17 protein-coding genes and 2 pseudogenes are annotated in these 20,198 nt (G+C 58.0%); 15 read left to right on the top strand and 4 right to left on the bottom strand.

Annotation, left to right across the window (positions count from 1 at the left end; genetic code table 11):
• Window positions 1-69: 69 nt before the first annotated feature.
• The 4 genes from QA644_RS21855 to QA644_RS21840 all read left to right on the top strand — a co-directional run bounded on the left by QA644_RS21855 (window position 70) and on the right by QA644_RS21840 (window position 3,600).
• Entirely contained in the window at window positions 70-873 is an 804-nt protein-coding gene (locus tag QA644_RS21855; protein WP_283073333.1) for a sugar phosphate isomerase/epimerase family protein, read from the top strand.
• Complete coding sequence (locus QA644_RS21850) at window positions 833-1,705, top strand: ThiF family adenylyltransferase (protein WP_283073332.1); 873 nt, start codon at window positions 833-835, stop codon at window positions 1,703-1,705. The genes QA644_RS21855 and QA644_RS21850 overlap by 41 nt, the downstream gene beginning before the upstream one ends.
• A gap of 27 nt (window positions 1,706-1,732) precedes the next feature.
• Window positions 1,733-2,665 carry a dihydrodipicolinate synthase family protein gene (locus QA644_RS21845; RefSeq protein WP_283073331.1) on the top strand — a complete coding sequence of 311 codons (933 nt, stop codon included), beginning with the start codon at window positions 1,733-1,735 and terminating at the stop codon, window positions 2,663-2,665.
• A 179-nt stretch (window positions 2,666-2,844) separates the two neighbouring features.
• A complete protein-coding gene (locus tag QA644_RS21840) occupies window positions 2,845-3,600 on the top strand; it encodes a 2-keto-4-pentenoate hydratase (protein WP_283073330.1) in 756 nt (251 codons plus the stop codon).
• 355 nt (window positions 3,601-3,955) lie between these two features.
• On the opposite strand, the pseudogene QA644_RS21835 reads toward QA644_RS21840, so the two are convergent.
• The 3 genes and pseudogenes from QA644_RS21835 to QA644_RS21825 form a co-directional block, all read right to left on the bottom strand.
• A pseudogene (locus tag QA644_RS21835) lies at window positions 3,956-6,068 on the bottom strand (HAMP domain-containing methyl-accepting chemotaxis protein); the annotation flags it as partial.
• A 190-nt stretch (window positions 6,069-6,258) separates the two neighbouring features.
• A pseudogene (locus QA644_RS21830) lies at window positions 6,259-6,585 on the bottom strand (SDR family oxidoreductase); the annotation flags it as partial.
• A 26-nt stretch (window positions 6,586-6,611) separates the two neighbouring features.
• Window positions 6,612-7,646, bottom strand: a complete 1,035-nt coding sequence (locus QA644_RS21825; protein ID WP_349254135.1) for a LacI family DNA-binding transcriptional regulator — start codon at window positions 7,644-7,646, stop codon at window positions 6,612-6,614.
• 226 nt (window positions 7,647-7,872) lie between these two features.
• On the opposite strand from QA644_RS21825, the gene QA644_RS21820 reads away from it, so the two are divergent.
• The 6 genes from QA644_RS21820 to QA644_RS21795 all read left to right on the top strand — a co-directional run bounded on the left by QA644_RS21820 (window position 7,873) and on the right by QA644_RS21795 (window position 13,754).
• A complete protein-coding gene (locus tag QA644_RS21820) occupies window positions 7,873-9,360 on the top strand; it encodes a sugar ABC transporter ATP-binding protein (RefSeq protein WP_283073984.1) in 1,488 nt (495 codons plus the stop codon).
• A gap of 11 nt (window positions 9,361-9,371) precedes the next feature.
• Window positions 9,372-10,370: an ABC transporter permease gene (locus tag QA644_RS21815; protein ID WP_283073983.1), complete on the top strand. Its 999-nt coding sequence runs from the start codon at window positions 9,372-9,374 to the stop codon at window positions 10,368-10,370.
• A gap of 109 nt (window positions 10,371-10,479) precedes the next feature.
• On the top strand, window positions 10,480-11,403 hold the full coding sequence (locus QA644_RS21810; protein WP_283073328.1) for a sugar ABC transporter substrate-binding protein: 924 nt from the start codon (window positions 10,480-10,482) through the stop codon (window positions 11,401-11,403).
• A 93-nt stretch (window positions 11,404-11,496) separates the two neighbouring features.
• Window positions 11,497-11,778 carry a hypothetical protein gene (locus QA644_RS21805; RefSeq protein WP_283073327.1) on the top strand — a complete coding sequence of 94 codons (282 nt, stop codon included), beginning with the start codon at window positions 11,497-11,499 and terminating at the stop codon, window positions 11,776-11,778.
• On the top strand, window positions 11,775-12,785 hold the full coding sequence (locus QA644_RS21800; RefSeq protein WP_283073326.1) for a Gfo/Idh/MocA family oxidoreductase: 1,011 nt from the start codon (window positions 11,775-11,777) through the stop codon (window positions 12,783-12,785). The genes QA644_RS21805 and QA644_RS21800 overlap by 4 nt, the downstream gene beginning before the upstream one ends.
• 9 nt (window positions 12,786-12,794) lie before the next feature.
• The gene (locus QA644_RS21795) at window positions 12,795-13,754 is read left to right on the top strand and encodes a sugar phosphate isomerase/epimerase (RefSeq protein ID WP_283073325.1); all 960 of its coding nucleotides are present in this window, start codon (window positions 12,795-12,797) and stop codon (window positions 13,752-13,754) included.
• Between the two features lie 252 nt (window positions 13,755-14,006).
• On the opposite strand, the gene QA644_RS21790 is transcribed toward QA644_RS21795, so the two are convergent.
• On the bottom strand, window positions 14,007-15,002 hold the full coding sequence (locus QA644_RS21790) for a LacI family DNA-binding transcriptional regulator (RefSeq protein ID WP_283073324.1): 996 nt from the start codon (window positions 15,000-15,002) through the stop codon (window positions 14,007-14,009).
• Between the two features lie 192 nt (window positions 15,003-15,194).
• Between QA644_RS21790 and QA644_RS21785 the strand changes: the two genes are divergently transcribed.
• From QA644_RS21785 to QA644_RS21765, 5 genes are all read left to right on the top strand, one after another.
• Window positions 15,195-16,148 (top strand): sugar ABC transporter substrate-binding protein, encoded by a 954-nt coding sequence (locus tag QA644_RS21785; RefSeq protein WP_283073323.1) that lies wholly within the window; start codon window positions 15,195-15,197, stop codon window positions 16,146-16,148.
• A gap of 124 nt (window positions 16,149-16,272) precedes the next feature.
• The gene (locus QA644_RS21780; protein ID WP_283073322.1) at window positions 16,273-17,394 is read left to right on the top strand and encodes an ABC transporter permease; all 1,122 of its coding nucleotides are present in this window, start codon (window positions 16,273-16,275) and stop codon (window positions 17,392-17,394) included.
• The gene (locus tag QA644_RS21775) at window positions 17,394-18,182 is read left to right on the top strand and encodes an ATP-binding cassette domain-containing protein (protein ID WP_283073321.1); all 789 of its coding nucleotides are present in this window, start codon (window positions 17,394-17,396) and stop codon (window positions 18,180-18,182) included. Before QA644_RS21780 ends, QA644_RS21775 begins: the two co-directional genes overlap by 1 nt.
• Window positions 18,183-18,266: 84 nt before the next feature.
• Window positions 18,267-19,061 carry a TIM barrel protein gene (locus tag QA644_RS21770; protein WP_283073320.1) on the top strand — a complete coding sequence of 265 codons (795 nt, stop codon included), beginning with the start codon at window positions 18,267-18,269 and terminating at the stop codon, window positions 19,059-19,061.
• A 22-nt stretch (window positions 19,062-19,083) separates the two neighbouring features.
• A complete protein-coding gene (locus tag QA644_RS21765; protein WP_283073319.1) occupies window positions 19,084-20,103 on the top strand; it encodes a Gfo/Idh/MocA family oxidoreductase in 1,020 nt (339 codons plus the stop codon).
• Window positions 20,104-20,198 lie beyond the last annotated feature (95 nt).

Here is a 20,198-nt window from a genome sequence, read left to right as displayed (position 1 = left end):
GACGGGGCTTCGGTGTCAGGTAAAATTTCGTCCCGAGAGACATTGATACTTTAACTTTAAGGGGAGCCGATGACAGACATTGTCTTCAACCACGCCACGGTGCGCGAGAGAGCAGATATGTTCACCTTTCTTCGACTCTGCTCGGAGCGAGGACTTCAGACCGTTTCCATTTGGGGAGACGAGATTGCCAAGGTCGGCGAGACAGACGCTCTCTCTGTTTTGCAAGATTTCGGGATGACGGTTTCGGGCTATAATCGCGTTGGACCGTTGGCAGCCGATTGCCTTGACCGGGCTGAGGCGGAGCTCGAGCGGGCAGCGAGATTTGAGGCTGATCATGTCTTCCTGTTTACGGGAGGCTTGCGAGACAATGAAAAGGATTTGGGTTCAGCAAGACGACGGATCGAGGATCTAGTTGGCAAAGTCCTCGAGCGCGCACGCAAGATTGGAGTGAAGCTTGCCATTGAGCCACTTCATCCTATGCTTACGGGCGATCGCACCGTCATCTCCAGCCTCTCCCATGCAAATTCCTTGTGCGAAGCACTAGGACCAGGCATCGGAGTGGTCGTCGATGTCTATCATTGTTGGTGGGACGAGCGACTGGGAGCCGAAATCGAGCGTGCGGGCGAGGCCGGCCGGCTCTTTGGATTTCATGTCAACGACTGGCTGATCCCTACGCGGCATCTCCTGACCGATCGAGGCATGATGGGAGATGGGATCATAGACCTGGGCGGCATCCACTCGATGATGCGACGTGCTGGGTTCGAGGGAGCAGTCGAGGTAGAGATCTTCTCCACCGACTGGTGGTCTCGCGACCCAGCGGAGGTGATGGACATTGCGATCGATCGCTGCCGTAACCTGTTCAGCAAGGAATGAAATTATGCGAGTGAATATACCCAACCTCGACGGCAACTCGCGTATTTACGCCGTGTTTGGCGATCCAATCCACCAGGTACAAACGCCGCGCCTGATTAACCCGATCTTTGCGGCTGCCGAAGTTAACATCTATGCAGTGCCATTCCTGATAACCACCGAACATTTCGCGGCGGCGTGGGATATCTTCTCTGCCATTCCCAACCTCTGCGGTATCAGCACCACGATTCCTCACAAAGTCGCGGCCGCAAAGAGGTGTTCAACCCTCACACCGACAGCGAAGGCAGTCGGTGCCGTCAACTGCGTCCAGCGCGGAGAGGACGGCCAGATGAACGGCGCGCTTTTTGATGGGGTGGGCTTCGTTGAAGGACTTGGAGAGGCGAAATCGCGACTGCGCGGCGCCCGTGTGCTGATTGTCGGAGCAGGCGGAGCAGGCCGCGCGATCGCCTTTGCGCTAGCTGAAGAAGGCGTAGGGAAGATCGATCTTATGGACCTTTCGGCCGAATCCGTCGCTTTCACCGCGAATATGGTCAACACCTTTCGTGGTGAAGAATGCGCAGTCTCGGTCGATGGATCGACAGGGTGGGACTACGATATCGTCATCAATGCGTCTCCGATCGGCGTCAAGGGGGACAGCGTCTTTCCTATGCCAGCTGCCGCGATACGGCCTGAAATGCTCATCGCTGATATCGCCAGCTTAAGCGGCGAGACGGCACTACTGCGCGCCGCTAAGGCAGCCGGCGCAACCGTGTCTGATGGAAATGACATGCTGCTCGCGCAGATCCGCCTGATGGCAGGTTTTGCCGCAGGCTTGCCGGCAGGAACTGCACTTTAACGATCAAAAAAAGCGAAAGATTACATCATGAAGATCAAAGCCCAGGGGATCGTCCCCGTTATGCTGACCCCTTTCACCCCGGATAATCGGATCGATTGGGAGGGTCTTGAGCGACTTGTGGATTGGTATATCGCCAATGGTGCAGATACGCTCTTCGCCGTCTGCCAGTCGAGCGAGATGCAGAAGTTGTCCCTGAAAGAGCGAGTTGAGCTTTCCAAAAGGGTGGTCTCGCTGGCTGGCGGGCGTGTGCCGGTGATCTCTTCAGGCCACATCAGCGAGAGCCGCGATGACCAGCGCACCGAACTGGTGGCGATGGCCGAAACAGGCATCGAAGCACTTGTCCTGGTCAGCAACAGGCTCGACACGGGGAATGCCGGAACCGAAGCATTTCGTTCCGGCCTCGATGCCATCTTGAGTTGGCTCCCGAGCGACCTGGCTCTCGGTCTGTACGAATGCCCGGCTCCCTATCGCCGTCTCTTGAGCGATGACGAGTTCAAGCTGTGCCGCGACACCGGCCGCTTCGTAACGTTGAAGGATGTCTCCTGCGACCTAGAGACGGTCAAGCGACGCGTTGCGCTCTCCGGCGATTCTGGCTTGGCGATCGTCAACGCCAATGCGGCCATCGCCGCAGCCGCAATGCGGGCAGGTTCGAAGGGCTTCTCCGGCGTCTTTACCAATATCCACCCAGACCTGTACGCCTGGCTTTACAAGCATGCTTCCGACGACAGTGATCTTCGCCGCGAACTTGAAATTTTCCTGGCGCTTGCGGCGATGGCTGAGCCGCTGGGCTATCCCGGGCTCGCCAAGGTCTGGCATAAGCGCCTGGGCACCTTTGAGAGCGTGTATTCTCGAGTCACCGATTATGACATTGCCGAGCGTCACTGGGCAGTCATGGATCTCCTGGACCATATTCAACAGGGAAGCGAAAGGTTTCGCGAGCGCATCAGCCAAGCGTCATAGCGAATACAGTCACAATCAATGTTGTTGCGTTTAAGGGCGTGGAAATAGGGGGCCGCGCCCTCAAGAATGGTGACCATTCGCCAAGCAACCTCCCCTTTAAGCGCGGCAAGGTCGGGCGATTCTAAAACCATCATCGTTCGAGCACCGCCGTCCGACTGACCCTCCAGAGAAAAACCCATATGCTCGCTCCAGATATCATTGCTTTGGCTCATCAATTCCGTAGTCTTCGTCTTGAAGATCGTCAGGTTTTGACAAATCACTTGACTTCACTGCCTTCAACGATTGAGGAAGCAGTAGAGGTTCAGAGACAGTTGTCGAAACTGGAAGGGGCGGACGTCCCCGCCTGGAAGGTCGCCAAATCGCCCGACGGTCGTCCGGTCGTCGCTCCGCTGTATCCTTACCTAGATGAACCGTCCGATGCGCCAGTCGCTTGGCGAAAAGGTATGAAAATCGAGGTCGAAATTGCGGTCAGCCTCGACAAGGATCTACCTGTTCAAACGGATAGAGCCTACGAGCGGAGCGATATCGAGGCCGCAGTTTCAGAAGTGTATCTTGGCGCAGAACTGGTTTGGAGCGGCATTGCCGAAGGCGGCAGCGTTTCCTTCCTGGCCTTTCTGGCAGACCGCCTTGGAAACGCTGGTTATGTTAGGGGGCCGGCCCTACCCTTAGCAATCCTCCAGCCCGGGTCGAATATTCCCCTCAAGCTTTGGCTCAACAAGCAGGTCGCTTTCGACAATGCCGCTCAGCATCCGACGAAAGACGTTCTGACCTGGCTCTGCGAGTACGCGAATGACCGATCCAGGCCCGCCTCGTCGCTGAAAGCAGGCGCAGTCATCACGACGGGAAGCCTTTGTGGAGCAGTAGACGTTCACGATCCAAGCCAGGTTTCCATTCAACTGGGCGAGTATGCTGCGCTGAAATTTCTGCTATCTTAGGTCCCATTCAAAACACTAAACGACCGGACTGACCATCGCGATCTGGAAGCCTTGATCGTTTGCCTGGTATTTCTGCCGAATGACCGGTGGATGTTTGATCGCAGCGGAATGGTAAGAGACGTTTGTGAGCCGACGGCTCTCGCCAGCGGCTCGTCTTGATGTTGGACCCCTGATGGATCAGGGCCTCAACCCATATTGGGATCACATGGCACTGCGAGCGAGCGGCGTAGTTTGACCCGAGCAAGATGAAGCATTCGATTTTTCGCGGCTATCGAGAACGGGAATTCGCTCGCGCGAAGATCGGTTGGACGACATCCTGCCTCAAACTGGCTGCTGTCATGTTAAGAACTGCGACCTGCTGACCGAGTTGAAAATTTGAAAGAAGGGTGCGCAGGTTGACACACTCGTTCGCAAGCCCTGCCCCAGCGGCACTCATCTCTTCGACCATTGCAGCGTTTCTCTGCGTGGCTTGATCCATGTGATTGATGGCTGTGTTTATTTCCGAAAGACCGGTTCCTGAGCCGCCGTTGCAATTGCTTCCATGTCCTCATTCACGGATATCACGAGCTCTGCGATTTCTCCGAGTCCAACGCCCGTATGTCCTACGAGCTCGACGCCCTCTTCAACTGCGTGTGCAGAAGTGTTGATCAATTCCTTGATCTCCTTTGCCGCTTTAGCAGAAGGCTGCGCCAATTCGCGTACTTCCTGCGCGACGACAGCAAAGCCCTTGCCTGCGTCGCCTGCTCGCGCGGCTTCCACGCCCGCGTGAGCCAGGAGGTTTGTCTGAAAAGCGATTTCGTCGATAACGCCAATGATTTGGCCGATCTGCTGAGAGGATCGCTCAATCCGCTCCATAGCTGATATGGCGTTTTGCACGACAGCGCTTGAACTATCGGCTTTTGAACGAGCATTCTTGACAGTATTGCGCGCATCTCCGACGCGCAAAGATGTCGCTGTCACGTTGGCCGTAATCTCCTCAAGTGCGGCGGCGGTCTCCTCAAGTGAAGCGGCTTGTTGCTCCGTCCGACGAGCAAGGTCATCAGAAGCCGACGAGATCTCATGGGCTCCGTCGTTGACGCTATGAACGGATGTGCCGACACTCGATAGAGTTTCGCGAAGCTGGCTTACAGAGCTGTTAAAGTCGTGTCGCAAAGCTTCGAATTGCGCTGCGAATGGTGTAGATATCTCGCAAACCATATCGCCAGAGGCCAGCCGGTGCAGGCACCTGCGAGAGCACCGGTTGCCTGATTGAGACGCATCTCGGCTTCGGCTTCAGCCATCTGCTGTATTTCGATGCGATCTCTCTGGGCCTGCTCGCGATTGGCTGTCGCTTCCGCTTCCAACAGACTGTTACGAATGGCCGCCTCTCGAAAGATTTCCACTGCGCGCGCCATTTCGCCAATTTCATCCCGTCGCACGCGTCCTGCAACGTTGATATTCGTATCGCCCTGAGACAAAGCAATCATCGAACGCGTCAGGCGACCGATCGGTTTGGTCACGCGACCGACGATGATGGTCATCGAGGCCACACTAGCAGTGATTACGATAATGAAGCCAGCGAGATAGACCGCTGCCTTGGCGAATGACGCCCGCCTTGCCTCTTCGGCGTTGGCGTCGATTTCGTTCATCGTTGACGACGCAAGCTTGCCAAGAGCTGGCGTAACTGTCGTGCGCCAGCTATCGAGGTTGAACGCTGGTGGACGTCCGTTCTTGAGATCATCGATAAGCTTGTAGCGTTGGGCCGCAAATTCCCCTTCGAAATAGGCGTTATCCGGAGCGGAATAGATTTCTTTGAGCGTGGTCGAGGTAGAAGCATGCGCGACGAGGTCTCCTGTCGCCTTCCACGCAAAAGCAGCGCTTGCATCCAGTCCCGCAAGTTTCTCGGCATCTTGCGTGGTTAGAGGACGAGGCTGCGTTACGATGGCGTTGAGAAGGATGGTCGAGCCGCCGCCTCCAAGCGTGCGGGTTGCCCAAGCATACGCGCGGATCTGCAGCAGCCCCGTGAGGCCTTGGTCCAGCGAACGTATTTGGCCTTCCAAGTCCGTAGAACCAGTCTCCAGTGCCGCCAGGAAATCCGCTCCGAGAGACATCACGGCCTTGTCGGTTCCGTTCTCGCGGTTCTCAAGAGCCAAGCCCAGATTACGATCGACTTCTTTACGCAAGTCCACGAACTGCGCGTAGATGCCCCTGACCTGATCGAACGATTTTGGCAGTTGAGCGCCGTCCAACGCGGCCGATTTCTCCATGAAGGCCGTCATCGCTGCCTCGACCTTTGAGCGGGCTGCTAGCATGCTGGCGGCGCTACCCGCGCCCTTAGCGGTATCAACGGCAAGTGCCGCCGCGCCATCACCGCGCTCGGTGCGAAAGTTCAACAATGTGTCAAACAGAAGCTTGTCGAGTGAAACCAGCTCGACACCTGTCGGCAGCCCTGATAGTCCCCTAATGCGGTTGAACAGGCTGTCAAACAGAAGCTATCAGCAAATCCTTGGCGTTAATGTCGCCGCCAGCCTTGAAGAGAGTTTCGGCGATCGTGCCATCCTTCTTCGCGTGGATTGCCATTTCCATCTTCTTGCCGGTGCTTATAACCTCACCGGCGAAGACGAAGGCGCGCGGGGAGCACATCCGACATCGGTGCGCCGATATGATTTGCCTTACCGTTCAGGCCACGGCTTGCGCGCCAATTATCTCTACGAGCGACCCGCACATGAACGCAGCCTCATCCAAAGCTAGGAACGCGACCAGCGCAGCGACCTCGTCGGGCGTTCCGATACGGCCGAACGGAACCAACTTATCGAGATCGGCAATTGTGCGGCCCGATCGTTTGACGCCAGCTTCGAGCATCGGGGCATGGATTTCGCCGGGGCACACGACGTTGACGCGGATCTTGTCCGGCGCGTAGTCGCGCGCGAGGTTTTGCGTGAAGGCGGCGACGGCGGCTTTAGTCCTGTTGTAGCCGATATGGTTGGGTGCGGGATAGAGACCCCACGCGTAACCCCAGTCCTCAACATGGCCTAGATGTTCGCGGCCGTATAAATTTCAAAAGGCAACACGTGCTGAGAGAGATGCGAGGAGCGATCTGCCCCCGCGGCCTTTGCCATTGCGCTCACCAGCGTTTCCGCGAGCAACTTGGGTGGATGGGAGAGAACGGCCTTTATCAGTCCTTCCGCCAGTCCAGTCCGGGTTTCGTTTGTCAACTCGTGGGCAACGACCACCAGACGTCGGGCGGCAGGACCGCCATCTTCGCGCAACGCCCTCATCACCCCGGTGATGCCACCTCCAGCCACGTAGAGACCGACCCAGTTGTCCTCGCTCGTCAGAATCTTTCTGGTCAGATCATGAGCAATGTCGGGTTCCTCGAGCGTGCCCAAGGTCTCCATCATCTGGAACTCCCTTGCGCTTTCCCGAAAGTGTGATCGAAAACCCATTTCGCAGAGCTCTTGGGCCAGATACCGGTGGCTTCCAACAAAGACGCCGACCTTTCCGGGCTGTGGATTGACGTTGTCGATGAACCAGGCCGCGGTCCTCCCCTTTTTGACACAGTCGTTTCCGACATAGCCCGCCCGGCCCGCCCCGGTGAGATCGGAAATCATCGTGAATACGGGGATTCCTTCCGCCGCAAGGCCATCAATCGCATGGTTTACCTGAGGATGATCCGAAGTGATCGTTCCGATCACATCGACCTCGCGACTTAAAGCGAATATTGCCTCGGCCGCCTTCGCCGGTTCGAGATCGTCCATGAATCGGACTACAGCCCTACCATGGGCGTCAGGAAAATTCTCCACGGCCTTGCTGAGCACCTCCCCCCACATCTGATAAAGCTTCCGGTGCGACTGCTTGAGGAGAAATCCAAACTTAATAATCGGCTTGTCGTTTTCGATGCGACGCCGAATGGCTGTGACGCCATGAAAGCCGATCTCCTGAGCCGCCTGCAATACGCGCTCTGCGGTTTGGTGCCGGACTGGGTCGCGGCCGTTCAAGACGCGATCAACGGTGGAAATTCCGACGTTCGCGGCTTTCGCCAGATCTGCAATCGTTGGTCTACTCATATCAATCTCCCAAACATTGAAAGTATTTCTGAGAGAATTTGGGACAATCGTCCAGCGTTAAATTGACAGACTGCACTCCGCTGTGATGTTTTCTGCCCCACGGAGGAGCGCCTGGAGCGCGACGAAAAAACAATTCCGGGAGGAAGCATCAATGCCAACGGCGATCAATTCGGCGAAGGATGACGCGCGCCCTGACACCAGCGCGTCCGGCCGGTTCGTGCTGGAGATGAGCGACATCACCAAGTCGTTTCCAGGCGTCCTTGCGCTCGACGGTATGAATCTGAAAGTGCGTCCGGGCACCGTGCATGTCCTGGTCGGCGAAAACGGCGCTGGCAAGTCGACGCTTATGAAAATCCTCAGCGGCGTCTACACCATTGACGGCGGTGAGATCGTCTTCAACGGCGAAACCCTGTCAGTGCAGAATACTGGTGCTGCGCTGGCGCGTGGCATTTCGATGATCCACCAGGAACTCAGCCCAGTCCTGGATATGACGATCGCCGAGAACATATTTCTCGGCCGCGAGCCGACTATGGCGGCGACCGGGGTGTTGTCGAAGTTCGTGAACTTCCAGAAAATGAACGCCGACACCAGATCGCTTCTTGATCGTCTCGGGCTCAGCTTCGATCCAGAAATGCGGATGCGTGATCTGTCGATCGCTGCCATGCAGTTGATCGAGATCGTGAAGGCGATATCGCGCCAGGCGTCATTGGTTATCATGGACGAACCGACCTCCGCCATCAGCGACACCGAGGTCGCGATGCTGTTTCGCCAGATCGCCGACCTCAAGGCAAACGGCGTTGCGATAATCTACATCACCCACAAGATGGACGAGATCTTCCACATCGCCGACGACATCACAGTAATGCGTGACGGACAATTCGTGGCCGCCGGCCCGGCCAGCGAATACGATGCCGGCAAGGTCATCTCGCAGATGGTCGGCCGGACGATTTCCAGCATATTTCCAAAGGAGGTCGTCCCGATCGGTGATGTCGTCCTGTCGGTTGAGGGCATCGGACGAGACGGCGTGTTCCATGATGTCAGCTTCGACGTCCGTGCGGGTGAAATAGTCGGATTGGCCGGACTTATCGGTGCCGGGCGTACCGAGGTCGCCAGGGTCATATTCGGGCTCGACAGGTTGGACGAAGGCAGCATTTGGCTGAATGGCGTCCAGCTCCAGGTGTCGTCGCCTTCCGACGCGATCAAGCAGGGCATTGCGATGGTATCCGAGGACCGTAAGGCCGAAGGTTTGGTGCTATGCCGCTCGGTCGGAGAAAACATCTCGCTCGCGAATCTCAGGAAATTTGCATCTGGCCTCTTCATCAGCGAGCGGCAGGAGGAAAGTGCCGCCCAGCGAATGATCAAGATGCTCAAGATCAAGACGCCTGACAGCGCGATGATCGCCGAAAACCTCAGCGGTGGAAACCAGCAGAAAATCGTCTTGGCGAAATGGCTGCTTGGCGACCTGAAACTCCTGATCCTCGACGAGCCGACGCGCGGCATCGACGTCGGATCGAAATCGGAGATCCACCGGCTCATGACTGACTTCGCGCGCCAAGGGCTGGCAATCCTGATGATCTCCTCGGAATTGCCTGAGGTCCTCGGCATGAGCGATCGGGTGGTCGTGATGAGCCAGGGCCGGGTGACAGGAGAATTAACGAGAAACGAGGCCAGTCAGGAAAGCATCATGCGCCTCGCGACGGGAGGTCACGCATGAACACGGAACCGATGGCTGCCGTTTCCAAGGTTGCGGCACCAAAATCATCGTCAAAGCGAACGGGGCTGAACTTTGCCGGTATCTACCGGAAATACGGAACGGTCCTGATCTTTGTGGGAATCTGCATTCTCGCTTCGCTGCTCAGCCCGACGTTTCTCACCGAAGCCAATCTCACGAACGTCCTTCGGCAGGTGGTCGTTGTCAGTCTTTTGGCCTGCGGCGTCACCTTCATCATCATTCTCGGGCACATCGACGTGTCGCTGGGTTCTGTGCTGGCGCTCAGCGGGGTGATTGCTGCGAGCGTCATGGCAATGACGGGAAGCGTTGCTCTCGCCGTCATCGCAGGCGTTCTTGTCGGCATTCTGACAGGCATCATCAACGGCTTCGTGATCACATTCTTCCGCATTCCGTCGTTCATCATGACACTTGCGATGACAACCGTCGCACGCGGAACGGTGCTTCTTTACACGGGCGGAGCTCCGGTCTCCGGACTGGGAGATTTTAAGGTCATCGGCCAGGGGTCGCTCGGCCCCGTTCCGATCTCCGTGCTTATCCTCGCGCTGTTCATCGTCGTGTCCTGGATCCTGCTGAACAAGACCAAGTTCGGGCGTTATGTCTATGCCGTTGGTGGCAACGAGCGTGCGGCGCGGGCTTCGGGGATCAATCCGGACAGTATCGTCGTAAAAGCGTTCATCTTCAACGGCATCCTCTGCGCGGTTGCCGGTATCGTTCTGATGTCGCGCATCAACTCGGGGCAGCCTGCCGGCGGCGTCGGATATGAATTCGATGCGATCACCGCGGTCGTGGTTGGCGGCACCAGCCTCATGGGCGGAACGGGAACGATCACCGGGACGGTCATCGGGGCGATGATCATCGGCGTCATCAACAACATCCTCAATCTCATGAACGTCAGCTCATACTGGCAGCAGATCATCAAGGGACTGATCATCGCGATCGCCGTGATCCTTGATGTTTGGACGAAATCAGCCCGCAGCAAGAAGAAGGCCTGATCGAGAAGTCGCGCGGGCGGGAGCCGGCTGCGCGGAAGACCAACTGTGTGTCGGCGCGAATGCGCCGGAACTAGACGACCCTTGAACCACCAAACGGGAGGAGACCCGAATGAAAATGATCATCAAACTTGCCCTCGCTTGCGCCGTCTCGACAGCAGCACTCGCTACCTCCGCTGCCTTTGCCGCCGACAAGTTCGTCGTCGGCTACGCCAATATGGCGGACACCGATGTCTTCGTGATGGCGCGAAAGACCGCATTCATCGACGCCGCCAAGAAGGACGCAACCGTCGAGGTGAACTTCGCAGACGCCAACAACGATGCCAGCAAGCAGCTCGACCAGATCGACAACTTCATCGCCCAGAAGGTGAACGCCATCATCGTCGTACCCGTCGACTTTCAAGGGATCGTTCCCGGCGTCGAAAAGGCCAACGAGGCAGGCATTCCAGTCATCGCCCTCGGCATCGCTTCTGCAGGCGGAAAATACACCTTCGTCGGCTCGAAAAACATCGACGCCGGCCGGCTGCAGGGCGAGTACATGAAAGCCAACCTGCCGAAGGACGCGAAGATCCTCTATCTCCAGGGAACGCCGGGTCTCTCCCATACCCAGGAGCGCCTGAAAGGATTCGAGGATGCTCTCGGGCGCCCGGACGTGACGGCACTCGCGAACCTCTCCGCCAACTACGACCGTGCCGAGGGGATGAAGGTTACTGAAGACTGGATCCAGAGCTTCCCGCAGTTCGATGCCATCGTTGCCGCGAATGATCAGATGGCTTTGGGTGCGCTGCAGGCCCTCAAGGGGGCGGACCGGCTGAAGGGCGTCATGATCTCAGGAGTCGACGGTACGGCCGACGCTCTGAACGCGATTACCGCTGGCGAGATGTCACAGACCATCTTCCAGGATGCTGCCGGCCAGGCGAAGGCTGCCTTCGACGTCGTCGAAGGTCTCAAAAAGGGCGAGCCGGCACCGGCCGAAAAGCTGGTTCCGTTCGCCTCGATCACGAAGGACAACGTCCAGCAATACGCTAAGAAGTAACCCTCCCAGGTGGCATGCCGGGACATCCTCGTCGTCCCGGCATGCAATCCTTTCGACACGCAGCCAAACGGCTCCTGTTGGTGTGACGACACGATGACCACTCTCCCACGAACCAGATTCTGCACGATCGCGGAAATCGCTGAGAAGACCCATTTCGGCACGACCACAATCCACCGTGCGTTGCACCGCGAAAGTGCGGTGAGTGAACAGGCGCGGCGCCTGATCCGCAGCGCGATCCTGGAACTCAACGAGGATGCGATACGACGGTATTACGACGAACTCGGGCTTCATCAATCCCAACCTCGACACGATGCAGGCAATCGCGCCGACAACCCGAAGATACCAACGACCAGCACCAGACAGGAATATCGATGACTATAAAGATTGCAGTCATAGGCGCAGGCATCATGGGAGCCGACCACGCCAAGATCGTGGCGGGCGACCTGCCCGGTGCCGTCTTGCATGTCGTTTGCGACGCTAGCAGCGATCGCGCGCGTAAGATCGCCGACGAGTTCGGGGCGACGGATGTTGCGAGCGATCCGTTTGCAACCATCGCCCGGTCAGACGTCGACGCCGTGCTTGTCGCTAGCCCAGACGAGACACATGCCCCCCTGTCTTTGGCGGCGATCAAGGCAGGTAAACCCATCCTATGTGAGAAGCCTCTCTCGCAGAGCTCGAAGGAATGCCTCGAGGTTATTGATGCGGAGATCAAGAGCGGCAGGCAGTTTGTCCAGCTTGGTTTCATGCGCCGCTTCGATCCGTCCTACAGAGAAATGAAAGCTGCGCTAATGGACGGCTCACTTGGACATGCATTGATGATGCACAACTTCCACCGCAACGTCGAAGCGCCAGCCAACTTCTCCGGACAGATGGCAATTACCAACTCCGCGCCGCATGAATTCGACGTGGCCCGGTTCATCCTGGATGCTGAGTATCGATTCGTCACAGCCTTTCAGCCTAACGGTCCCAACGGCCCGAAGGCCGGCGCCCCGGTCTTCATGGTGTTGGAGACTGACAAGGGGCAGCTCGTCAATATCGAGATCAACAACAATGCCGCATACGGCTACGACGTGCGGGGCGAATTGGTCGGCGAGCGCGGTTCGGTTTCCCTTGCCGCGACATCGCACCTGCGACGAGATTCCTCGATGATGGCTTTCGAACCCTATGCACCCGATTGGCGGCCTCGCTTCGCCGAGGCATACCGCCTCCAAAACAAGGCCTTCGTAGATTTCGTCCGCACTGGAAAAATTCCCCCCGTGGCTGCCGACGCATGGAGCGGATATGCGGCAGCTCTTGTCGCCGAAGCTGGCGTGGAAGCACTCGTGACTGGTCGCCGAATTGGAATCGAACGGGCAGACAGGCCCGTCCTCTACAATAGATAGGAGCTTCAGATGAAACTCGGATTCGTTTCCGACAGCCTCGGCGGCTTGCCGTTCGAGACGATGCTGGATCACGCGGCACGCCTTGGAGTATCGGGTGTCGAAATCAATACCGGCGGATGGTCCACGGCGCCTCACTTCGATCTTCAGAACCTGAAATCAAGCGCAAGCGCTCGGAGCGCCTTCGTCAACGCGTTCGAAAGCCGTGGTCTGGAAATCATTGCTCTCAACGCCAATGGCAACCCCCTCCATCCGACGCAGCCAGAACAGCAGGAATGCCTGATCGACACCATCCGCATCGCTGGCGATCTCGGCATCAAGACAGTGTGCACGATGTCCGGACTCCCGGCGGGCCGCAATGGAGACCTGATGCCCAACTGGGTCGTCTCGTCCTGGCCGCCGGAAACTCAGGAAATCCTCCACTATCAGTGGAGCGAAAAGCTGCTGCCTTTCTGGACGGACCTTGTTTCCCTTGCCAAAGACTCGGGTGTCGAACGTATAGCCCTCGAGCTTCATGGAAACCAGTGCGTCTACAACGTTCCGTCGCTGCTGAAACTCCGGGATATGGTGGGGTCAATCATCGGCGCAAATCTCGACCCGTCCCATCTCTTCTGGATGGGCGCCGATCCGCTTGTGGCAGCCGAGGCGCTCGGAGACGCCATCTATCATGTCCACGCCAAGGACACGATGTTGAATCTTCCCGTGCAGGCGAGGACCTCCTTGCTCGAGAACGGCTCCCTCATGAACATTCAGGCGAGATCTTGGTCTTATATAACGCTCGGTTTCGGTCACGGCGAAGAGTGGTGGAGGCAGTTCTGCTATCGCTTGAAGATGGCCGGTTACGACAGGTGGCTTTCGGTGGAGCATGAAGACGTTCTCCTTAACAGCCTCGAGGGCCTCGAGAAATCGATCGCGTTGCTCCAGGGCGTCATGCCTGTGGCTGAGAGCGATTTCAAACCGCAGGCGATCTGAAAAGCGGGCGGGACCAGACCATGAGCATTTGACGCGAGAAGAAGAAATCGAAACGGCGGCTCGAAGTCATTTTTTGGCAAGAACCGTGAGCAGCCGACGGCTCTGCCGCGAAACATTTGGCGCCCGGGGTAAGGAGGAGCCGGGCATGTCGTTTTGCATTTAATCGCAAGATTCCGCATGCAATGCGGGATACACTTCATATGCTGCCGACATCGGCACAATGTGCGAATCATTATGGACGCCGCCTGAAAGTCAGGTAGACGATCGGACTACAAGCTTGCCCGGCAGAGTCACCGTCTCTGGCTCAAGTTCACCCGAAATCATGCGGATAATCACTTCCACCATTTCCTGGCGTGGCTGCTCGTAGGTCGTCAGCCCATAGGCTGAGGATCCTCCCAGCTCGTAATTATCGAAGCCGACGACGGCCATATCCTTGGGCACGTTGAGGCCAAATTTTCCTCTCATCTCATCCATGGCTCCGAGCGCGAGAATGTCGTTCTCGCACATCAGGACATCGATCCTGTCTTCGGCTGTCGTGCCAGCAAGGTAGTCGCGAACACCGCGTGCCCCCGCCTCGGCGCTATACTTTTCCGCGGATAAAAGCTCGATCCGGTGCACCCCCTTCTGCTCCCAGAACTCTGTAAAATGCTGGCGGCGTCTCAGGGCAGTGGAGAGAGCCGGTGCACCGGTCATGAAACCGGGGCGACGATAGCCCCGGGCATGAAGATGGTCGACGATCTCACGCAGCGCGAGCTCGGCATCGCACACGACGGCTGGAACGCCGTCGATCTGGCTGTCCCGTGCGAGCACGAACATCGGAGGGGTTCCATGACCTAGTTGCGGATCCGATAAGGTCTCATCCCGAAACGCAGTACCGAAAAGGATGACTGCATCCACCTGGCGCTGGTCTGCATGCAGAAGCGCATGTACGTGGTTGAAGTGATTGTTGATGTTGATCAGCACTGCGACCAAACCAGCAGCTTGGAGCTGCTCCGTCAGCGTCTCGAGAAAGGGCAGCTTCTGCGGATTGGCGAAATCGTCGACGAACACCGCGACTTGACGTGTCGAATTGGTCGCAAGGCTGCGGGCAAGGAGATTCGGCGTGTAGTTCAAGGCGGCCGCTGATTCCAGCACACGGCGCTTGCTTTCCTCGGTGATCGAGGCACCCGGTGTGAAGGCCCTAATGACGGTCCACTTCGATACTCCGGCCGCCTCCGCCACCTGCTTCGCCGTTGCTCTTTTGCGCATGCTGCCTCCCGAAAATGGAACATACATTCCATTTTTCGATTTCGATGAAATGAATGCTTGCTTTTAACTCATTCTTACATAATATGCACCTGCTTGCACCCGGTAGCAAGAATGTTTGCACCCGGTGGCGATAGGTTTGCACCGGTAGCGCATTTCACCGCCTTGGAGTGGCGGGTATCGGAGGAGAGAACAATGAAAGCATTTATCAAGACGCTTGCATCGTGCGCGGTTGCCGTCGGCATCGCCGCAACGTGGTCGGTGGGCGTGAAAGCTCAGGAACAGCCGAGCATCATCGCTGTGACGCACGGCCAAGCTTCCGACCCGTTCTGGTCGATCGTCAAGAATGGCATGATGCAGGCTGCAAAGGACAGCAACGTCAAGGTCGACTACCGCGCCCCGGAGACCTTCGACATGGTTGCGATGGCTCAGTTGATCGAAGCTGCTGTAAACCAGAATCCTGCTGGCATCGTGATCTCGAATCCTGATCCCGACGCGCTTGGGCCTGCGATTCAGAAGGCAGTCGCGGCTGGCATCCCGGTCATTTCCATGAATTCCGGCATTGCCGCCGCTGAGAAGCTCGGCATCAAGCTTCACGTTGGCCAGGATGAGCTTCCGGCAGGGGTGAAGGTTGGTGCAAAGCTTAAGTCGCTCGGTCTGAAGCATGTTCTTTGCGTCAACCAGGAGGTCGGCAACGCCGCGCTCGACCAGCGTTGCGCCGGCACCGAAAAGGGCTTCGAAGGCGGTAAGGTCACGATTCTGCCGACATCCGCCGATCCGGCAGAAATCGAGTCCAAGATCCAGGCAGCATTGACTTCGGATCCGTCGATCGACGTCGTCCTTGGTCTGTCCGCACCGCTCGTCGGTGAACGCGCGGTTGCCGTCGTCGAGAAGATGGGCAATGGCGACAAGGTGAAGGTTGCTTCGTACGACCTTTCGGCTGGTTTCCTGAAGGCCGTCGCTGACGGCAAGGCACTCTTCGCGGTCGATCAGCAGCCCTACCTGCAGGGCTACCTGCCCGTAACGTTCCTGGCGCTGAATGCCCGTTATGGCACGATCCCGGCTGGCAACGTCGCTTCCGGCCCGAGCTTCGTCGAGAAGGACGCTGCAGCCTCGGTTATCGAGAAATCCTCCCAGGGTATCCGCTAAGCGGAACCCCAGCAGCTCCCGCCCCTCCTGCGGGAGCTGCACTCATCGCCCGACGTCCGATCCGCGTGACGCGTGAGCGGAGACCGATGGCGCACGGACAACAACTTACATCTGAGGTACGACCATGACGCTGGCCAACGAACAGAACGAGTCCTCGACTCGATCGGACGAGCGCCTGAAGAAGGTGTCGACCATGACCGCACTCGCTCGGCGCCCTGAACTCGGTGCCGTCGCAGGACTGGTCCTCGTGACGATATTCTTCTTTTTCACTGCCAACCCCGCCATGTTCACGCTTGCAGGCGTGGTCAATTTCATGGCACCCGCTGCTCAGCTTGGAATCCTTGCGATTGGTGCTGCGCTTCTGATGATTGGCGGCGAGTTTGATCTATCCATCGGGTCCATGGTCGCCTTCGCGGGCCTCGTATTTGGCACGGCGCTCGTTGTACTCCATCTCCCTTTGAGTGTGGCTATCCTGATCGCGCTTGCATTCGCCGCAGTCATCGGCGTCGTCAACGCTCAGCTCACGATGCGCACTGGACTGCCGTCCTTCATTGTCACGCTCGCATTTCTTTTCATCTTGCGCGGTCTCACACTCGTTGGACTCAAGTGGGCGAGTGGCGGTGCCACCCAGCTCCGCGGCATGAAGGAAGCCGCCGCCGACAGCCCGCTCGCTCCGCTCTTTTCGGGGGACGCCTTCACGGGTCTGTTCTCGTGGCTCGGCAGCAACGGCATCATTGAGACATTCCCGAATGGAACACCAAAGGTGCCGGGCATTCCCGTCGAAATCCTGTGGTTTGTGTTCATTGCGCTCCTGGCGACTTGGGTTCTGCTGCGGACACGCTTTGGCAATTGGATCTTTGCGTCTGGTGGTGACCCTCGTGCCGCCCGCAAGTCCGGTGTTCCGGTTGCCCGGGTGAAAACGACCCTGTTCATCGTGACCGCAATGTGCGCCACCCTCGTTGCTATTCTTACAGTCTTGGACGCTGGTTCGACCGACGCCCGTCGTGGCTTCCAGAAAGAATTCGAGGCAATCATCGCAGCCGTTATCGGCGGATGTCTGCTGACCGGTGGCTACGGCTCGGCAATCGGCGCCTTCTTTGGATCGATCGTCTTCGGCATGGTGCTGATCGGACTGACCTACACTTCCATCGACCAGGATTGGTACCTTGTGTTCCTTGGCGGCATGCTGCTGACCGCAGTTATCTTCAACAACATCATTCGCAAGCGCGTGACGGGAGAACGCTGATGAGCAACACTCAGACGCCACTCGTCGAGGTCAAGAACCTCGTAAAGCACTTCGGCTCCATCATTGCACTCAACGGCGTTTCGCTGAGCGTGCACGCAGGGGAAGTCCTGTGCCTTCTCGGCGACAACGGTGCGGGCAAGTCAACGCTGATCAACACCCTCTCTGGCGTGTTCAAGCCGACGTCGGGCGACTTTCTTGTCGAAGGCAAGTCGCATTCCTTTAACGGGCCACGCGGAGCGCTCGATGCCGGGATCGCCACAGTCTACCAGGATTTGGCGATGATTCCCCTAATGTCGGTAACGCGGAACTTCTTCATGGGGCGCGAACCGCTCAAGGGTTTCGGTCCGTTCAAGTACATGGACATGGAATTCGCGGATCGCATCACCAGCCAGGAGATGAAGAAGATCGGCATTGATGTCCGCGAGCCCGGCCAGGCCGTCGGTACGCTATCCGGCGGGGAACGCCAGTGCGTGGCAATTGCCCGCGCTGTCTACTTCGGGGCGAAGGTTCTCATTCTTGACGAGCCGACTTCCGCCCTCGGCGTAGCGCAGACCTCGATGGTCCTTAAGTACATCGATCAGGTGCGCAACAATGGGCTGGGTGTGATCTTCATCACCCATAACGTCCGTCACGCCTACGCCGTGGGCAACCGCTTCACGGCGTTGAACCGTGGCAAGACGCTCGGCACCTTCGCCAAGGACGAAATCAACCTTGATGGCCTCCAGAACCTGATGGCTGGCGGCAAGGAACTTCAGTCCCTGTCCGCGGAGCTCGGCGGGACGATCTGATCAGTCTACGAAAAGGCAAACTCGGTTCGGCGCGAAGGCGCCGGGCCATGGACATCCATACCCAGAAAATCAGGGACAACCCCAATGAGCAATTCCATTTCTTCTCCGTTTCCCCTGGCGGCGTGCGCCGAGATGCTGTGGCGTGACCGCCCGATCGAATGGCGTGCATCGCGCCTCAAGGACTTGGGCTTCGGCGTTGGCCTGTGGAACTGGCCGGAGCATGACCTTTCCAAGCTTGAAGCAACTGGCGCGACCTTTACCATCATGAACGGTTACCTAACGGGCCGTCTGACCGACGACGAGGGTGCGGATGAGCTTCTGAAGACTGCACGCGAGACTGCGCAGGTCGGCAAGCGTCTCGGCGTTCAGCGCCTCAATCTTCATGGGACCGGCCTCGGTGACCGCGGCCTGCCTGTTCAGCCGATTGAAGTCGTAACAGGTGCCATGTGGCTGAAGGCGCAGGATACGCTGCGTCGCATCGTTGACATGGCTGAGGAAGAGAACGTCGTCTTCACGCTCGAGAACCTCAACCTGCCCGTTGACCATCCGGGTGTTCCATTCGGACGCGCGGAAGACACGCTCGCTCTGGTCTCCAGCATCAACCATCCGCGTCTCCGTCTTAACCTCGATCTCTACCACGCACAGATTGGCGAGGGGAACCTGATCGAGCTGTGCCGCAAATCGCTTCCGTGGATCGGCGAGATCCAGGTTGCCGACGTGCCTGGCCGCTGCGAGCCGGGTACTGGCGAAGTCAATTGGAAGGGCATCGCGAAAGCCCTGAAGAACATGGATTACTCCGGCCCGATCGGAATGGAAGCCTGGGCAGCCGGAGATTCCGATGCCGCGCTGATCTCCTTCCGTGAAGCATTCACTCTCTAATTTCCCACACAGGATACAAGTCATGGCCAAGGTCAAAACTGTAAACATCGGTCTCATCGGCGCTGGACGCATCGGCTCCTTCCACGGCGAGAGCGTCGCCAAGAGGCTCGTGGACGCTGAACTCGTAGCAATCGCGGACCCCGCGCCGGGCGCTGCCGCGAAGCTTGCTGACAAGCTGGGCGTCGATGCTTCCTATACTGATGTCGTTGAAATGCTGGCGCAGCCGGGTCTCGATGCCGTCATCATCGCAACGCCGGCTCGTTTCCATACCAACGTCCTCGTACAGGCGGCAGAAGCCGGAAAGGCTGTCTTCTGCGAAAAGCCGATGGCACTGACGCTTGAAGATGCCGATCGTGGCATTGCTGCCGCCAAAGCCGCTGGCGTTCCTTTGCAGGTCGGATTCAACCGCCGTTGGGACCAGGCGTTCGCCGAGGGCCGTGCGGCCATCGACGCAGGCAAGGTCGGCGCTCCGCAGCTCATCCGTTCGCTGACGCGCGATCCGGGTCCGTTCGGCGCCGATCCCGACAAGATCCCCCTTTGGACGATCTTCTACGAAACGCTGATCCACGACTTCGATACCCTTCTGTGGCTGAACCCCGGCGCGAATCCCGTGGAAGTCTTCGCCATGGCTGACGCCCTCGTTCGTCCGGATGCGCGCGACAAGGGCTTCCTCGACACTGCAGTCGTTAACATTCGCTTCGACAATGGTTCCATTGCCGTTGCGGAGGCGAACTTCTGCGCAATGTACGGCTACGACATCCGTGGCGAAGTGTTCGGCTCCGGCGGCATGGTCACGATGGGCGATGTCCGTCGTTCCAGCATGACGCTCTTCGACAAGGACGGCGTGTCGAACGACACGTGGCGTCGTGACACCGACCACTTCGTGCAGGGTTACACCGCCCAGCTTGCCTCCTTCGTCAACGCTGTACGAGAAGGCAAGATTGGAGACGCACCGACTGGCATCGACGCCCGCAATGCTCTGGCAATCGCGCTTGGTGCAATCGAGTCCGTCTCGAAGAAACAACCTGTCCGCATCGGCTGATGTTGACGACGGCGGGAGCACATACCCCTCCCGCCGTCAGATCGAATTCGCGGTCGCGATTTGGTGACCGCAACCGGATGAGGGAGGAGGCGGAA

The organism is Rhizobium sp. CC1099, assembly GCF_029714385.1.
Lineage (GTDB): Bacteria > Pseudomonadota > Alphaproteobacteria > Rhizobiales > Rhizobiaceae > Rhizobium.
The sequence above is the reverse complement of the archived record's forward strand: the minus strand, read 5'-3'. Positions and strand labels throughout refer to the sequence as shown.

What these genes read in the sequence shown, in the direction of transcription:
- QA644_RS21855 (WP_283073333.1), top strand. Translation starts at nt 70, where the DNA reads ATGACAGACATTGTCTTCAACCACGCCACGGTGCGCGAGAGAGCAGAT.
- QA644_RS21845 (WP_283073331.1), top strand. Translation starts at nt 1,733, where the DNA reads ATGAAGATCAAAGCCCAGGGGATCGTCCCCGTTATGCTGACCCCTTTC.
- QA644_RS21840 (WP_283073330.1), top strand. Translation starts at nt 2,845, where the DNA reads ATGCTCGCTCCAGATATCATTGCTTTGGCTCATCAATTCCGTAGTCTT.
- QA644_RS21825 (WP_349254135.1), bottom strand. Translation starts at nt 7,646, where the DNA reads ATGAGTAGACCAACGATTGCAGATCTGGCGAAAGCCGCGAACGTCGGA.
- QA644_RS21820 (WP_283073984.1), top strand. Translation starts at nt 7,873, where the DNA reads ATGAGCGACATCACCAAGTCGTTTCCAGGCGTCCTTGCGCTCGACGGT.
- QA644_RS21815 (WP_283073983.1), top strand. Translation starts at nt 9,372, where the DNA reads ATGGCTGCCGTTTCCAAGGTTGCGGCACCAAAATCATCGTCAAAGCGA.
- QA644_RS21810 (WP_283073328.1), top strand. Translation starts at nt 10,480, where the DNA reads ATGAAAATGATCATCAAACTTGCCCTCGCTTGCGCCGTCTCGACAGCA.
- QA644_RS21805 (WP_283073327.1), top strand. Translation starts at nt 11,497, where the DNA reads ATGACCACTCTCCCACGAACCAGATTCTGCACGATCGCGGAAATCGCT.
- QA644_RS21800 (WP_283073326.1), top strand. Translation starts at nt 11,775, where the DNA reads ATGACTATAAAGATTGCAGTCATAGGCGCAGGCATCATGGGAGCCGAC.
- QA644_RS21795 (WP_283073325.1), top strand. Translation starts at nt 12,795, where the DNA reads ATGAAACTCGGATTCGTTTCCGACAGCCTCGGCGGCTTGCCGTTCGAG.
- QA644_RS21790 (WP_283073324.1), bottom strand. Translation starts at nt 15,002, where the DNA reads ATGCGCAAAAGAGCAACGGCGAAGCAGGTGGCGGAGGCGGCCGGAGTA.
- QA644_RS21785 (WP_283073323.1), top strand. Translation starts at nt 15,195, where the DNA reads ATGAAAGCATTTATCAAGACGCTTGCATCGTGCGCGGTTGCCGTCGGC.
- QA644_RS21780 (WP_283073322.1), top strand. Translation starts at nt 16,273, where the DNA reads ATGACGCTGGCCAACGAACAGAACGAGTCCTCGACTCGATCGGACGAG.
- QA644_RS21775 (WP_283073321.1), top strand. Translation starts at nt 17,394, where the DNA reads ATGAGCAACACTCAGACGCCACTCGTCGAGGTCAAGAACCTCGTAAAG.
- QA644_RS21770 (WP_283073320.1), top strand. Translation starts at nt 18,267, where the DNA reads ATGAGCAATTCCATTTCTTCTCCGTTTCCCCTGGCGGCGTGCGCCGAG.
- QA644_RS21765 (WP_283073319.1), top strand. Translation starts at nt 19,084, where the DNA reads ATGGCCAAGGTCAAAACTGTAAACATCGGTCTCATCGGCGCTGGACGC.